This is a genomic window from Azospirillum doebereinerae, from assembly GCF_003989665.1.
Lineage (GTDB): Bacteria > Pseudomonadota > Alphaproteobacteria > Azospirillales > Azospirillaceae > Azospirillum > Azospirillum doebereinerae.
In genome coordinates, this window is the sequence record NZ_RZIJ01000018.1 from 99,536 (window position 1) to 114,599 (window position 15,064).

The window sequence follows — 15,064 nt, forward strand, 5'->3', positions numbered from 1 at the left end:
TCAGGCGGCGACGGCCTGCGAGGCGTTGCTGGCCTGCTCGGCCTGGGCCGGAACCGGGGCCGGACGGGCCTCGCGGACCGGCAGCATGTCGCCGACGGCGAAACCGACCGCCATCAGATTGGGCACCGCCATGGCGGCGAGCAGGATCGACCACAGCTCCAAGGCCAGGGTGCCCAGCGGATTGACCAGCGCGGCGGTGGCCGAGGCGGCGACCAGGGCGACCGACAGGATCGCTTCGGGCTTGGCGCAGAAGCGGCCCTTGGCGCGCTTGCCACCCTTGGCGGTCACCCGGAAGGCGTCCGTGCTGCGGACCAGACCGCGCAGGGCGGCCAGCGCCACCGTGGTGGACAGCGCCATGCCGACGGCGCAGGCGCCCAGGCTGTGCGTCCAGGAATTGCCCGAGGCGTAGCGCGAGGCCAGCAGGCTCGACCCGGCGCGGAGAACCAGGGCGCCCAGCACGGCGGCGGTGGCGGCGACCGGCGGCAGGTGCAGCGGCAGGACCAGCGAGGCGAAGGTCCAGACCACGGCGGCGGCGGCGGCGAAGACGCCGACCGCGTCGGACCACCAGCGGATCCAATTGGTGACGTAGCCCAGCTTCTGGCCGGCGGTCAGGCTGCGGTTGCCCGGCAGGAACTTCGCCCAATGCGCCCGGACGATCTGCGTGGAACCGAACACCCAGCGGTCGCGCTGCTTGCGGAATTGCATGAAGTTGTCCGGCGCCAGCCCCTCGCCCAGACGCTCGTCGGTGTAGGCGGCGCAGTAGCCGGCCGACAAGATGCGCAGGCCGAGTTCGGTGTCCTCGCAGATGCCGGCCTCCGACCAGCCGCCGACCTGGTCCATGGCGGAACGGCGCAGCATGATCATGGTGCCGTGGCAGATGAAGGCCTGGCTCGACAGCCCTTCCTGCATGCCGACGTCGAAGAAGGGGCGGTACTCGGCGGTCATCGCCGCCTTCAGCGCCGTCTCATGGCCGTCGCGGTGCTCCTGCGGGGCCTGGACGATGCCGACCGAGGGATCGGCGAAGACCGGGGCCAGCTTCGACAGCCAGTCACGCGACACGGTGTAGTCGGCATCCAGCACGGCGACGATCTCGGCGGCCGGGTCGGTGTGGCGCAGCGCGGCGTTCAGCGCGCCGGCCTTGAAGCCGGAGATCTTCTTGTACCAGTGGAACTTGAACTTGGGGCCCAGCGCTTGGCACAGCTCCTCCACCGGGCGGACGAGATGCTCCTCCTCGGTGTTGTTGACCAGCACGACGACCTCGTAGTTCGGGTAGTCGAGACGCGACAGCGAGGCCAGCGTGGCGCCCAGCACGTCGGGCTGCTCGCGGCAGGCGGCGACGTGGATGGAGACCATGGGCTTGTGATCCGTTTCCGGCACGGCGCGCGGCAGCAGGGCCGGGGCGCGGCCGGTGAACAGGCGGCGGGCGACGTCGACCAGATCGGCGAAGGCGACGCTCATCATCAGGGCGCCCAGAGCGAAGGCGGATCCCCAGGTCGTCAGCGCGCCGAAGGTCAGGTACTCGGCGTAGGCGCCGGCCACCGCCGACCCGACGCCGAAGCCGATGACGTTGGCGCCGAGCGAGGCGGCCAGCGCGAAGCCGGTGTTGCTGCGGCGGCGGAAGGCGACGAACAGCGACAGCGCGAAACCGACCGCCAGCGCCACCCCGGCGCCGACCTTCTCGCCGTGCGAGGCGCCGACCGGACCGGCCAGCGGCCATTTCGGCGCGCGGTCGGCGTCGAGCACGCCCCAACTCGGGCCCGGCGAGCCCTCGATGGTGGATTTCCAGACGCCGTCGAAAGCCTCGACCACATTGTAGTGAATGCCGAGCGCGCCCGCTTCCGCCGCGAAGCCGCGCACGACGGCGGCCTGGGCCTCCGGCGTCGGGTAGGCGTCGTGGAAGTTCTCGCCGCCCGACGGCCAGCCGACCTCGCCGACGAACAGCGGCTTGCCGGGGTGGGACTTGCGCACGGTGTCGAGCCGGTCGCGGATCCAGGTCAGCGCGTTCTCGACCGGCACGCCTTCCCAGTAGGGCAGCACGTGGACGCCCATGAAGTCGGACGCCTTCACGGTGGCGTTGGCCTTGACCATCTCCGACCACACGTCGGCGGTGCCCACCTTGATCGAGGCCGGGACGGCGACCCGCACCCGCTGGATGTAGCGGGCCAGCTCGGCGTCGGTCAACTCGGCGCGCAGCAGCGTCTCGTTGCCGACGACGATGCGCTTGATGCCCCGGACAGTCTTGGCGAGCGCGATGGCCTGGACGACCTCCTGCTCATTGCGGGCCTTGTCCTTGCTCAGCCAGACGCCGAGCGTGACGTCCAGCCCCTTCGACACCGCGATTTCGGGCACCTGCCCTTGCGAGCCCAGCGTGGAATAGGTGCGCACCCCGTCGGCGAAGCCGGCAATGGCGGTCATGTCCTTTTCCAGTTCCGCCCGCGGGACGACCGGCGAATGATTTGGGTCGTAATCCCGGCCCGAGGGCGAATAGGACACGGATTCGATGCGTCCGGGCTCCGCCTCCACCGGCGTCGGCGCGTTGCGCCAGGACCAGAAGGACGCGTGGCCGGCGGTCACGGCCAGCATGGCGGCGGCAATGGCAGCGGACCGCATCGGGTTCTTCGGGTTGCTCATGGGAGTTCGCGATGCCCTATTTGAGGTGGCCGTGCGCCACCGGACACCCGCATCAACGCGACGGCCCTTCCGACTATTCCCACGCTCTTTCAAATTTTTGTGCGTTGCCGCATCGGGGAACCGTCCGGCGCTCCTCCTGTTGGTTCAAGCGACCCGCAAGATCGGGACAGCAGGATGGGAGATTCCCGTGAACGGCCAGAAAAACGACGACCGCGTCGACGTCGAGGCGTTGGAAGACACGATGGACGAGGTTCTCGAGACCCTCGCCGTCGCCGAGCAGGCGGCGGCCTTCGTGGAAGCCAACAGCACGGGCGAAGCCGACCGCAGCCGGGCCGGCGCTGTCCGGCGCCAGGCCGAAGCCATGCTCGACGCCGCCGACGAGGCGGTGTCGGACGAGGGCCTGTTCGGCGAGGATCTGTTGGGTGAGGACCGGGATCCGAGCTTCGAGGACCCGTCCGCCGCCTCCGCCCGGCCGACCGGACTGCTGCACTGACGGCGAAACAACGAAACCAATCCAGGAGAGTTCACCATGGCCACCGAACACGAACGCTCGCCGGAGCACAAGAAGGCCCATGACCTCGCCGAGCAGGCGCTGGACCAGGCCGCCGAAGGCAACGCCGGCAAGGCACGCGACCTGATCGAGGAAGCCAAGAGCATCGACCCGCGCATCGGCGAGGAGATGTCCCGCGAAGCCAAGGAGGACCAGCGTCAGGCCGACAAGGCGCTGCGGGACTCGTCGGACCGGTAAGTTCGGCGACGTTTGCCCCCACCCTGCCTCCCCCGCTGGGCGGGGGAGGGCCGGGGTGGGGGCAACCACATGCCGAACCCTTTACATCACCCGCCGCAGCACCACCACGGCCGCGACACCAACCGCGACGGCGACCGCCATCGGCACGCGCCGGGCGATCAGGCAGACCAGCGCCGCCGCCAGCGCGTCGGATGGCCGCGACAACGCCGCCGGCGCCACCAAGGCGACCAGCACAGCGCCGGGCGTCGCCTCCAGCGCGGCGCTTGCCGCCGGCCCCAGACGGATACGCGCGATCAGCCACGGCCCGCCGACGCGGGTCAGCCACGTCGCCAGCGCGCCGGCCAGGATCACCGCCAGCACCGCCCCGTCGAGCATCCCATCGTCGCCCGTCATGACAACGCCCTCCCCCGCCAAGCCGCCACGGTGCCGCCCGCCACGGCCCCGGCCAGGATGTGCCAGGGGCCGCCCGGCATCAGCGCGTGGACGCTCAGCGCCGCAACGGCGCTGGCGAGCCAGGGCGGCAGCGCCCCCGCCCCGCTCCAGAAGCCGGCCAACAGGCACAGGAACACCGCAATGAAGGTGAAATCCAGCCCCCAGGCGGCGGGGTCGGCGATCAGCGCGCCGGCCAGCGTCCCGGCCACCGTGCTCGCCAGCCACGCCACGTAGAGCGTCAGCCCAACCCCGAACCAGTAGCCGAAGGTCAGCGCCTCGCCCCGGCGGAGCGCCAGGGCCCAGACCTCGTCGGCCATCAGGAACAGCGCCGCCCCGACCCGCAACGGCGGCTTGCCCTCCAGGCGCGGGGCGAGCGTCGCCCCCATCAGAAGATGCCGCAGATTGACCAGCAGGATGCTCCCCACCACGGCGAAACCGGCGGCGTCGCGGCTCCACAGCTCGACCGCGACGAACTGCGAACTGCCGGCGAAGACCAGGGCGCTCATCAGCCCCATCTCCAGTGGCGACAGCCCGGCCTTGGCGGCAAGGCTGCCCAGCAGGAACCCGAACGGAACGGCCCCCGCCACAATGGGCAGGGCATGGACGGCGCCGAGCGCGAACTCGCGCCGAACGGTCGCCGGGGGCGATGAGGAGGACAAGGTCATGGCCCCCCTTCTACGCGGCGACGGAGGCCCCGTCTTGGACGGGATTGCTGCCGAGCCCCCCGTTCCGGCGCCGGTCCGGGTTCAATTGCTGATCCGGTCGGACTGCGCCGGCATGGCGGCGAGCATTTCCAGAATATCGCCGGTGGTCCGGCCATGAGCGCAGGCGCCGGTCGCGGCTTCCCCGAAATCCACCAGATTGTGGAAACGCGGAGCGGGCGCGCGCTCCAGCGGAACCAGCCAAGCCGCGTGACCGTGCGCCTTCAGCGCCTTGGCATAGAGCGCCTGGGTTTCGAAGGGGACGTTGGTTTCCCGTGGATCGCCGATCACGAACACCCGGCGCTCCGGATCCGCCGGAATTTTCCCGACCGAGTCATAGGGATCGTACCAGCGCTCCGGCGAGGCCAGCAGATGGGTCAAACGCCGAGCCTGCAGATAGGCGCGGTAGGCGACCGGTCCGGACGACAGGACGGCGCAACGGACGTCGTCGCGTCGCGCCAGGAACTCCGCCACCAGTTGTCCGCCGGCGCTGTGCCCCCCGAGCGCCCAATGGGCGATCCTATACCGCGCCTTCACGGCGTCCAAAGCCGCGTTCATCAACGCCGCCTCGATCGGCCGGTGGCGTGTCGTCCAGGCCAGTCCGGCGCTGCCGTAGCTGCCGGGACGCCCGAAGAAGACGAAGGGCACCGCATGACGTTCGGCCAGCCGGTTGCTCTGCCCGATCATGGCGGTGACGCCGAGCCCTTCCTGATGGCCGATGCTCGTCGGTTTCGTTCCCAGTATGTCGCCGTGAAACCAGCCGGCAGCGACCGGGTTCGGTCCGCCGCGCGTCAGGCCGGCGGCGTAATAACGCAGGCAGGCGCCTTTCCCTTCCACCTCGACCCAGACGGCGGTCTCCTGCCGTTCGAGGACGGCGCAGCCGGAGCGGCCGATCGTGATGCCCTTCGCAACCGCCGCGTTCGTGAACATCTCGTCGCTTGCCTGCGATTGGGCGGATGCCGGCGCGCGCGCCAGCGCGATGAAAACAAGAAGCAACCAAAGGGCACGCATGTTTCCTCCGACGCATCCGGACCGGCGATCCCTTCCTGCCCTACGGGGATTTTCCCGTCAATGCGCGGCCGTTTGGACAGACGGCGTTCCACTGCCGCGCCGGTAATGGCCGGGAGCGACGCCGACCCGCGCCTTGAACACCCGGTTGAGATGAGCCTGATCGCAGAAGCCGCAGGCGGCGGCGATCTCGGCCAGTGGCAGGGGGCCGCCGAGCATCTCCTTCGCTCGCCCGACCCGGCGGTCGGTCAGGTAGCCGTGCGGCGTCGTGCCCACCGCCGCGCGGAAGACCCGCAGCAGATGGAAGCGGCTCAAGCCCACGGCCTCCGCCAGATCGGCCAGTTCGACGGGTCCCTCCAGATGGGCGTCCAGATACTCGCGGGCGCGCCGCACCGCCACAGGCTCCCGGCCAAGCGGGCGCGGGCGGGCGTTCAGGTCGCCATGGCGCAGCGCGGCGGCGGTGAAGGCCCGCAGCGCGACCGACTCCAGGTGCAGGGCGTCACGCTCCGGCCGCTCCAGGTCCCGGTGCAGCGCCCGGATGGCTTGGAACAGCTCCGGATCCTTCAAGACGGTGTCGCCGAAGCTGGGCAGCGCCGGGCGGTCGAGCGCGTCGGCCAGGGTCTGCCCGATCAACGCGACCGGCGGGTAGAAGATGCGGTAGGCGTAGCCCTCCCCCGCCGGACGCCCGTCGTGCAGTTCCTCGGGATTGAGCAGGACCACGTCCCCGGCGCTGGCCGCGTGGGTCACGCCACGGTAGCGGTAGAGTTCGGTGCCGGCGGTGATCACGCCGATGACATAGGTCTCGTGGGTGTGCGGGGCGTAGACGTGGCGCTGAAAACGCGCGTTCAGGCATTCCATGCGGTCGAAGCGTGGCTCGCGCCACAGCCGCGCGAAGTCGCCGCGCGTGCCCTGGGTCGGGGTTTGGCTTTGGGTGAGCGCATCCAGTTGATCCATGCCTATATTCTAACAGCGAGGCGCACCGGCCGTCTTGGACAGGATTGCGGCCGGCTGGTCGATACGGAACGGATGGACATGACACGAGGTTACCGATGCTCGCGACCGTGACGCGCGGCGTCACCCATCTGGGCAGCAGCACCCTTCTGTTCCCGCTTTCCGCCCTCTACGCCACGCTTCTGTGGCGCCGCCATTCGGCGCCGCTGGCGTTGCGCTGGCTGGCCGCGGCGGCGCTCGGGCTGGGGGTGATGGGCGCCTTGAAGCTGTTCGGCCATGGTTGCGGCCTGCCGGCCTTTCCCTTCCTGCCGGAGGACCGCTTCGTCAGCCCCAGCGGGCACGCCGCCTTCGCCACGATCTTCTACGGATCGGTCGGCGCGCTGGCGGCGCGCGGCACCGGCTCCCCCGGCTGGCGGACCCTCATCCTTCTGGCGACCGTGGCCCTCGTCGCGGCGATCTCGATCTCCCGCGTTCTGGTCTCGGCCCATTCCACCGCCGAGGTGGTGGCCGGGCTGCTGGTCGGCGGGTCGGCGGTGGCGCTGTTCCTCTGGAGCGGCCGCTCCCTGCCCCCCGTCCGTGCCCGCGTGCCGCCGCTGCTGCTGGCGGCGGTGGCGCTGGGGGTGGTCGGGCTGGTGCGGGTCGGCGACCCCTCGTTCATCGAATCCGGCATCCGCGCCGTCGCCGTGCAGTTGCGAGCCGAAACCGGCCTCTGCCCCATTCCCCGCGTGGCCGTGTTCGATCATGGCGCTTATTCCCAACCACGGTGAGGACGTGCCGACTTTCCTGTGCTATCACCGTGCGTCGCGGTCCCGGCCTCCAAAAGGGGCGTCAGGCTTGCGATGACGGACGGGAGGGTCTATACCACCCGCCCGTTTTTGTTTCGTTCCGATTACCCGGCGTTTCTCGCGTATGTCCCTGTTCGATGCCCAGCCGCGCGGCCCTTCGGCCGGCGTTGCCGTCCCCTTCGCTCAGGAGGACCTGACTCGCGTCTTCGAAGCGAAGACCCTGCAGCGCGGCCGCACCCTGGTGATGAGCGGGGCGGTGGCCCTGGCGGATCCGGGAACCGGCCGCATCAAGGCCGAGGTCAACGACCTGGGCCGCCGGCTGGCGGTGACGGTGACCCCCGTGCAGGGCAAGCGCGGCATCGTGCTGGAACGCACCTGCACCTGCGGCCGCAACGCCTGCGCCCACATGGCGGCGGCGGCGATGATGGCGCTGGAGACCCGGCCGGAATGGCGCAAGGCATCGCTGTTCGATCTGGTCGACCGCCCCCCGGCCGCCCCGGCCCCATCCTCCCTTGAACCGCCGCCCCAGGCCCGCCCCCTGGCCCCGCCGGCGCCGAAGCCGCCCGCCGCGCCCCTGTCGCTGGTCCGTGCGTCGGCCGCCCCCTCCACACCACCCTCCCTCCCGAAGCCGGCCGCGCCGCAGAGCCTGCGCTGGACGCTGGAGCCCGGACAGGGCGAGATCGCCTGCCACATTTCCGTCGATTTCGTGACCGAAGGCCGGACCGAGACCGACCCGGCCTCGCCGCGCGACGTGCTCGCCAAGGCCCCGCGCGACATGGAGGGCGACGCCGACCGCGCCATCGCCCGGCTGCTGGGCGGCGGCGGTTCGACCCGCACCCCCGTCGCCAAGAACCGGGGCGAGGCGATCGACCGCTTGCTGCGCCGCCTGCTGGCGACCGGACGCCTGCACTGGCGCGACGGCACGCCACTCGCCGAGGGGCCGGGCCGCGTCGTCCGCGCCTTCCGCGACCCGGCGACCCGCAAGCTGCGCCCGACCGGCCTGCCCGAACGCAGCGTCCTGGTGAAGGGTCAATCCTATTGGTGCGTCGATTCGGCGACCGGCAGCGTCTTCCCCGTCGATCTGCAAGTCGTCGAGGTACCGACCGCCAAGCCGGTGCCGCCGGTTCCCGCCGCCGGCACCCAGCCGGTGTCGCGGCTGTTCGCGCCTTCGCGCAACGCCCCGGCCGCGCCCTCCCGGCCCGGCCCGGCCCTGCCCTCCTTCCGCGAGAACGCCATCCCCGGCGTTCGCAGCGGCGCCGCCGAGGCGGCGGACATCGTCGAGCGCTCCCCGCGCGTCGTCGCCCGGCTCGGCCGGGTGGTGACGCCGGCCGATGGGCTGGTCGATGTGTTGCGCCTGTCCTTCGACTATGGCGAGCTAGGCGAACCGGTGGAGATCGAACCCGACGACCAGCGCCAGTTCGCCCGTTTCGAGGACGAACGCGGCAACGTCACCTTCGTCCGCCGCGCCAAGGCGGAGGAGCAGGCGGCGCTCGACCGGCTGTCCGGTCTCGGTTTCGCCCAGGCCCGCATCGAACCGCCAAAGGGATCGCTGGACGCGCGCGGCACCCGCGTGCACTGGCTGACCGGCCGCGACGTGGAGGAGCGCTGGCGCTCCTTCCTGGCGACCGAGGTCCCGGCGCTGACCAAGACCGGCTGGACCGTCGAGGTCGGCACCGACTTCGGCACCAAGGTGATCGAGCCGGGCGCCGACATGGAGGTCGCGATCCGCGACGCCGGCGACGGCTGGTTCGACCTGGACGTCGGGGTGGAGATCGAGGGCGAACGCCGCCCGCTGCTGCCGATCCTGGCCCAGTTGGTCGAGCGCGGCGGGCTGTCGGCCACCCGCGTCATCGACGGGCGGGCGCACATCGTGCTGGAGGACGGCAACGTCCTGGCCCTGCCCGCCGAGCGGGTCGAACGGCTGATGAGCGTGCTGGAGGCCATGCTAGGCAGCGGACGTCCCAGCGGCGACCGCCTGAAGGTGCCGCTGGCCGAGGCCGACTCCCTGCTCGACATCGACGACCTGATCGCGCGGCGCACCGAAGAGACCGCGCAGATCGACGGCTACCTCAAGCGCCTGCGCGACAGCGAGATTCCGGGCGACATGGAGCCGCCCCCCGGCTTCCACGGCGAGCTGCGCGACTACCAGCGCGCCGGTCTGGCCTGGATGCAGAGCCTGCGGGCCAACGACGTGGCGGGCATCCTCGCCGACGACATGGGCCTGGGCAAGACCGCCCAGACGCTCGCCCACATCGCCATGGAGGAGCACGAGGGCCGGCTGACCGACCCCTGCCTCGTCGTGGTGCCGACCAGCCTCGTGCCGAACTGGGTGGCCGAGGCCGGGCGCTTCACCCCGAAGCTGCGGGTGGTGGTGCTGCACGGGCTGGACCGCCACGAGCGGCTGTCGGAGCTGGACCGCGCCCACATCGTGGTGACGACTTACGGCGTCGTCGCCCGCGACGTCGATCTGCTGAAGCGGCTGACGTGGCACATGCTGGTGCTGGACGAGGCCCAGGCGATCAAGAACCCCGACGGCAAGGCGACGCGCGCGGTCGCGGCCCTGCAGTCGCGGCACCGGCTCTGCCTGTCCGGCACGCCCGTGGAGAACAATCTGGGCGAGTTGTGGAGCCAGTTCGCCTTCCTGATGCCCGGCCTGCTGGGCGATCGGAAGGAGTTCGGCAAGCGCTACCGCGTGCCCATCGAGAAGCGTGCGGACAACACCCGCGCCAACCTGCTGATGCGCCGCATCCGCCCCTTCCTGTTGCGCCGCACCAAGGAGGCGGTGGCCAAGGAACTGCCGCCCAAGACCGAGGTGGTGGTCCGCATCGACCTCGACCGCGACCAGCGCGACCTCTACGAGACGATCCGCCTGTCGGTGAACGAGACGGTGCGGGCGGCATTGGCGGTCGGCGGACAGGGCGGCGCTGGAAGCGGGCTGGGTCGCAACGCCATCACGGTGATCGACGCGCTGCTCAAGCTGCGCCAAGTCTGCTGCGACCCGCGCCTGTTGAAGATCGCCACCGGCGGCAAGGTGCGTGAGAGCGCCAAGCTGGAGGCGCTGACCGAGATGGTGCGGGAGATGGTGCCGGAAGGCCGCCGCATCCTGATCTTCTCGCAGTTCACGACGATGCTCGACCTCATCAAGCTCGAACTGGAGAAGGCCGACATTTCCTATGTCGAGCTGACCGGCCGCACGCTGGACCGGGCCGAGCCGGTGAACCGGTTCCAGAACCGCGAGGTTCCGGTCTTCCTCATCAGCCTGAAGGCCGGTGGGCGCGGCCTGAACCTGACCGCCGCCGACACGGTGATCCATTACGACCCGTGGTGGAACCCGGCGGCCGAGGACCAAGCGACCGACCGCGCCTACCGCATCGGCCAGGACAAGCCGGTCTTCGTCTACAAGCTGATCGCCGCCAACACGGTGGAAGAGCGCATCATCGACCTGCAACGCCGCAAGGGCAGCCTGTCCGCCGCGACCATCGAGGGCAAGGGTCTGGTCGGCGCGCTCGACGGCGGCGACATCGATTATCTGCTGGGCGGGAACGAGGACGAGTAGGCTGGGGCGTTTGCTCTGACGGAGCCCTCTCCCACCGGGGAGAGGGTTATGGTCAAGCTTTGCCCACGAGAGGGCGAAAGTTCACCCCTCGATGTTCACCCGCGCATCGGCGATGACGCAGTTGCGCCCCGAGCGCTTGGCCTCGTAGAGGGCCTCGTCGGAGCGCCGGATCAGCCCCTCGGCCGTATCGCCCAGGCGGCCGCCGACCGAAATGCCGATCGACACCGTCACCCGAATCTCGCCCACGTCGGTGGACACCGTGAACGGCGTGTCGGCGATGCGCTGCCGCAGGCGTTCGGCGACGATCAGCGCCGCCTCCCCGTCGGTGTCGGGCAGGATGACGATGAACTCCTCGCCGCCCAGCCGGGCGATCAGGTCGAAGGTCCGCAGATTGCGGCTGGACCGCGCCGACACCTCGCGCAGCACCTCGTCGCCGATGGCGTGGCCGTAGCTGTCGTTCACGACCTTGAAATGGTCGATGTCGAACATCAGCACCGACACCGGCTTGTGGCTGTCGATGGCGCGCTCCAGCAGACGCGGCAGATGGGCGTTGACGTAGCGGCGGTTGAAGACGCCGGTCAGGCTGTCGGTCAACGCCATCGACAGGCTCTGCTCGTAGTTCGAGCGCAGCCGCTCCTGGTAGCGCTTGCGCCGGATCTGCGTGCGGGCGCGGGCCAGAAGCTCGTTGCGGTCGATCGGTTTGATGACGTAGTCGTTGGCGCCGAGTTCCAGCCCCTTGGCGACGTGGTTCAGGTCGCCCTCGTCCACCATCAGCAGGATCGGCACCTGCCGCGTCCGCTCATGCGAGCGCAGCTGCGAGCACAGCCGCAGCCCGTCCTCGTTCAGCAGGGTCAGGCTGATGACCACGAGGTCCAGCTCGTTGCTCAGCGCGCGCTCCAGCGCCTTGGCGCAGCTGTCCGCCGCCATCACGCTGTTGTGGTCGCGCTGGAGCGTCTCCAGAACCTTGTCGAGGTCGAGGACCGAATCCTCCAGCACCAGGACCTGCGCCCGCTCGAAGGATTCACTCAGCAGCGTGCCGCTGCGCTCGATGACGCCAAACTGGCCGGACGTGGTCTCGCGCAGGCGCCATTCGTCCATCATCATCTTGAGGCGGACGAGCGAGCGGACCCGCGCGAACAGCGCGATGTCGTTGACCGGCTTGGTCAGGAAGTCGTCGGCCCCGGCCTCCAGCCCGCGCACGCGGTCGGCCACGTCGGACAGCGCGGTGACCATCACGACCGGGATGTGCATGGTCGCCGGGTCGGAGCGGATCTTCTCGCACACCTCGAACCCGTCCATGCCCGGCATCATGACGTCGAGCAGGACGATGTCCGGCGATTCCTTGTGAACGAGCTCCAGCGCGTCCGGCCCGTTGAAAGCCGTGATGACGTTGAAGTACTCGCGCGTCAGCTTTGCCGCGAGCAGCTTCACATTGGGCAGGACATCGTCGACAACAAGGACACGCGCAGACATGGAGCGATGCAATCCTATCCGGATTCCGTCAAAACAAGGATCAGTTCAGGAACTTCTTGACCGTCTCTAGGAACTTCACCACCGATATGGGCTTCGCAATGTAATCCTCACAACCGCCCTGGCGGATTTTTTCCTCGTCACCCTTCATGGCGAAGGCGGTGACCGCAACCACCGGTATGGCTTTCAAATCCGCGTCCTCCTTGATCCAGCGCGTGACCTCCAGGCCCGAGACCTCGGGAAGCTGGATGTCCATCAGGATCAGGTCGGGACGGTGCAGGCGGGCCAGTTTCATCGCCTCCATGCCGTCGCGGGTCTGCAAGGTCTGGTAACCGTGCGCTTCGAGCAGGTCATGAAACAGCTTCATGTTCAGCTCGTTGTCCTCGACGATCAGAACGGTCTTTCCCGTCGTGTCGCCGACCGTTTCTGGGCCGCCCGGTTCCGCTGGCATGCTTCCTCCGCTTGGCCTCGGCACTCGCGTCGTCCCTGGACGACGGTGCTCCGGCGCGCCCTGGACCCGCGATGTTCAAGAGTCCGGTATACCCCTTTTTGAAATAGGTCGCGACGGTTAAATTATCGTTACCCGGGAACGGGATCGACCCGGATCGCACGCACCGTTGCGCAACCGGCACGATGATGCGGCAAGTCCGGGACGATTACGCGGGTATGAGAAAACGGCCCAGGGAGCCCTGGGCGGTTTTCACGTTTCCGATCCCCGGCACGGGATGCCCGGCAGAGGAGCCGCCACCTCACGCCGCCATCTTGGTCCGGCGCTTGGCATCCCGGCGGCGGGCGCTCTTGGCACCGTACATCATGCCGTCGGCGCGGCGCATCACCTCGTCCTCGCCGTCGTCGGCACCGTAAGGTTGCGTGCCCACCGAGAAGCGGACCGGCAGGGTCTTGCCACCCCATTCGGCGTGGTAGGAGTCGGCGATGGCCGCCAGTTGGCGGGCGCGGGCAAGGCCGTTGGCCGTGTCGGTGTTGGTCAGCAGGACCGCGAACTCGTCGCCGCCCAGCCGAGCGACCACGTCCTCCTCGCGGACGTTGGCGGAGAGCATCCGGGCCACCTGCCGCAGATAGCTGTCCCCGGCGACGTGGCCGTGGGTGTCGTTGATCGCCTTGAAGCCGTCGAGGTCGATCATGACCAGCAGCCCGCCGGCGACGCCGTGGCGACGGGCCGAGGCCAGCTCGCGGCGGAAATGGCTGTAGAAGCCGCGCCGGTTGAGCAGCCCGGTCAGCTCGTCCGTCATCGTCAGGCTTTCCAGATACGCGATGCGCTCCTGCTGCTGGGCGATGGTTTCCCTGGCCTCGGCCAGCAACGCCATGGTCTCGTCCAGCGCGTAGCGTTCGGTCCCCCGGAGAAGCCCGACCCGCGAGGCCAGCGCGCCCGGGTTCCAGGCCGTCCCGCTGTCGTAGCGGTCGGAGGAGTTGGACGTCAGGTCCAGGGCGGCGACAGTGGCGTTCATGGCTCGGCTCCTCGATGAAGGTCGAAACGCTTCGATCTTCCTCAGCAAACCGCGTGCCAATCTTGGAAATTCAGCCGTTTCCGTGACTTATCCGTCACGCTCGACGGCCGAATTTGCCGCTTTTTCCTCTCCACCCGGCAGAAGATGCCGGGTTCGGCAACCCCTGCCGATGGGGAAAACCCTGAAGAGGGGCCGCTTTTCAGCCTCGATTCGCCGCCCCTCGGCTCGGGCTGCCCGATTCAGACCACCCGGTCGGGCGCCTCCCGGCCGGCCAGCACCGCGTCGATGTTGTCCAGCGCCCGGAACCCCATGGCGTTGCGCGTCTCCACCGTGGCGCTGCCCAGATGCGGCAGCAGGAAGCTGTTCGGGAGGTCGCGGTAGCCGGGATTGAGTTTCGGCTCGTTCTCGAACACGTCGAGCCCAGCGGCGGCGAGCCGGCCACGGCGCAGGGCCTCAATCACCGCCGCGTCGTCCACCACCGATCCGCGCGCGGTGTTGATCAGGATGGCGCCCGGCGGCAGCTTTTCGATCCGCTCGGCGTTCAGCCAATGCCGGGTCTCGGCGGTGGCCGGAAAATGCAGCGACAGAAAGTCGCAGACCGCCAGCATCGCCTCGGGGTCGGCGTGGTAGGTCGCGCCTTCCTCCAGCTCCGGGGCCAGACGCTTGCGGTTGCTGTAGTGGATGGTCATGCCGAAAGCCCGCGCCCGGCGCGCCACCGCCTGCCCGATGCGTCCCATGCCGATGATCCCCAGCCGCTTGCCGCCAAGATGGGTGCCCATCAACTGGGTCGGGGTCCAGCCGGTCCAGGCATCGGCGCGAATCATCCGCTCGCCCTCCGACGCCCGGCGGGCGGCGCCCAGGATCAGCAGCAGCGCGATGTCGGCGGTGGCGTCGGTCAGCACGTCCGGCGTGTTGGTGACGGTCAGGCCGCGCGCCCTGGCGGCGTCGAGGTCGATGTGGTCGGTGCCGACCGAGAAGGTCGCCAGCACCTTCACGGACGAAGGCAGCGCCGCGATGGCGGCAGCGTCCAGTCGGTCACCGGCACAGCACAGCACAGCCTCGGCCCCGGCGGCGCGCTTGGCGATGGCGCCGCCGTCCAACGCCTCGTCGGCCGGGTTCAGGATCGCCGCGTAATCGCGCGACGCCCGCGCCTCGACCGCGTCCGGCAGGCGGCGGGTCAGCAGGACGACCGGGCGCGCATCGGGGGTGGAGTCTTCGGCGGAGCTTGTCATTCCGTGGTTTTCCCTTCCAATGGTAGGAATTGCGGGTGGCGGCTCTTCCGGTCCGCGTCGAAAACACCCATAATCCAACCAGCG

At 69.6% G+C, this 15,064-nt stretch carries 13 protein-coding genes; 4 read left to right on the top strand and 9 right to left on the bottom strand.

Going from position 1 to position 15,064, the window contains the following annotated elements; genetic code table 11:
• Window positions 1-2,631 carry a glycosyltransferase gene (locus tag EJ913_RS21035; RefSeq protein WP_127001531.1) on the bottom strand — a complete coding sequence of 877 codons (2,631 nt, stop codon included), beginning with the start codon at window positions 2,629-2,631 and terminating at the stop codon, window positions 1-3.
• A 187-nt stretch (window positions 2,632-2,818) separates the two neighbouring features.
• Here EJ913_RS21035 and EJ913_RS21040 point away from each other — a divergent pair, with 187 nt between their 5' ends.
• Both EJ913_RS21040 and EJ913_RS21045 read left to right on the top strand, forming a co-directional pair.
• Entirely contained in the window at window positions 2,819-3,124 is a 306-nt protein-coding gene (locus EJ913_RS21040) for a hypothetical protein (protein ID WP_127001533.1), read from the top strand.
• A gap of 36 nt (window positions 3,125-3,160) precedes the next feature.
• Entirely contained in the window at window positions 3,161-3,379 is a 219-nt protein-coding gene (locus EJ913_RS21045) for a hypothetical protein (RefSeq protein WP_127001535.1), read from the top strand.
• Between the two features lie 81 nt (window positions 3,380-3,460).
• Here the strand turns inward: EJ913_RS21045 and EJ913_RS21050 are convergent, their stop codons facing one another.
• The 4 genes from EJ913_RS21050 to EJ913_RS21065 form a co-directional block, all read right to left on the bottom strand.
• Window positions 3,461-3,772: an AzlD family protein gene (locus EJ913_RS21050; RefSeq protein ID WP_238519790.1), complete on the bottom strand. Its 312-nt coding sequence runs from the start codon at window positions 3,770-3,772 to the stop codon at window positions 3,461-3,463.
• Window positions 3,769-4,476 (bottom strand): AzlC family ABC transporter permease, encoded by a 708-nt coding sequence (locus EJ913_RS21055; protein WP_127001537.1) that lies wholly within the window; start codon window positions 4,474-4,476, stop codon window positions 3,769-3,771. Before EJ913_RS21055 ends, EJ913_RS21050 begins: the two co-directional genes overlap by 4 nt.
• Window positions 4,477-4,557: 81 nt before the next feature.
• On the bottom strand, window positions 4,558-5,442 hold the full coding sequence (locus EJ913_RS21060) for an alpha/beta hydrolase family protein (RefSeq protein WP_238519791.1): 885 nt from the start codon (window positions 5,440-5,442) through the stop codon (window positions 4,558-4,560).
• A 138-nt stretch (window positions 5,443-5,580) separates the two neighbouring features.
• Window positions 5,581-6,474 (bottom strand): AraC family transcriptional regulator, encoded by an 894-nt coding sequence (locus tag EJ913_RS21065; RefSeq protein WP_127001541.1) that lies wholly within the window; start codon window positions 6,472-6,474, stop codon window positions 5,581-5,583.
• A 95-nt stretch (window positions 6,475-6,569) separates the two neighbouring features.
• Here EJ913_RS21065 and EJ913_RS21070 point away from each other — a divergent pair, with 95 nt between their 5' ends.
• Both EJ913_RS21070 and EJ913_RS21075 read left to right on the top strand, forming a co-directional pair.
• Window positions 6,570-7,238 (top strand): phosphatase PAP2 family protein, encoded by a 669-nt coding sequence (locus tag EJ913_RS21070; RefSeq protein ID WP_127001543.1) that lies wholly within the window; start codon window positions 6,570-6,572, stop codon window positions 7,236-7,238.
• Between the two features lie 142 nt (window positions 7,239-7,380).
• A complete protein-coding gene (locus EJ913_RS21075; protein WP_127001545.1) occupies window positions 7,381-10,812 on the top strand; it encodes an SNF2-related protein in 3,432 nt (1,143 codons plus the stop codon).
• Window positions 10,813-10,893: 81 nt separating this feature from the next.
• Here EJ913_RS21075 and EJ913_RS21080 read toward each other — a convergent pair whose 3' ends face one another.
• From EJ913_RS21080 to EJ913_RS21095, 4 genes are all read right to left on the bottom strand, one after another.
• The gene (locus EJ913_RS21080; protein WP_127001547.1) at window positions 10,894-12,285 is read right to left on the bottom strand and encodes a PleD family two-component system response regulator; all 1,392 of its coding nucleotides are present in this window, start codon (window positions 12,283-12,285) and stop codon (window positions 10,894-10,896) included.
• Between the two features lie 40 nt (window positions 12,286-12,325).
• Entirely contained in the window at window positions 12,326-12,733 is a 408-nt protein-coding gene (locus tag EJ913_RS21085; RefSeq protein WP_127001549.1) for a response regulator, read from the bottom strand.
• 298 nt (window positions 12,734-13,031) lie between these two features.
• Window positions 13,032-13,748, bottom strand: a complete 717-nt coding sequence (locus tag EJ913_RS21090) for a GGDEF domain-containing protein (RefSeq protein WP_127001551.1) — start codon at window positions 13,746-13,748, stop codon at window positions 13,032-13,034.
• A 239-nt stretch (window positions 13,749-13,987) separates the two neighbouring features.
• Window positions 13,988-14,980 carry a 2-hydroxyacid dehydrogenase gene (locus EJ913_RS21095; protein WP_127001553.1) on the bottom strand — a complete coding sequence of 331 codons (993 nt, stop codon included), beginning with the start codon at window positions 14,978-14,980 and terminating at the stop codon, window positions 13,988-13,990.
• Between the last annotated feature and the right edge of the window lie 84 nt (window positions 14,981-15,064).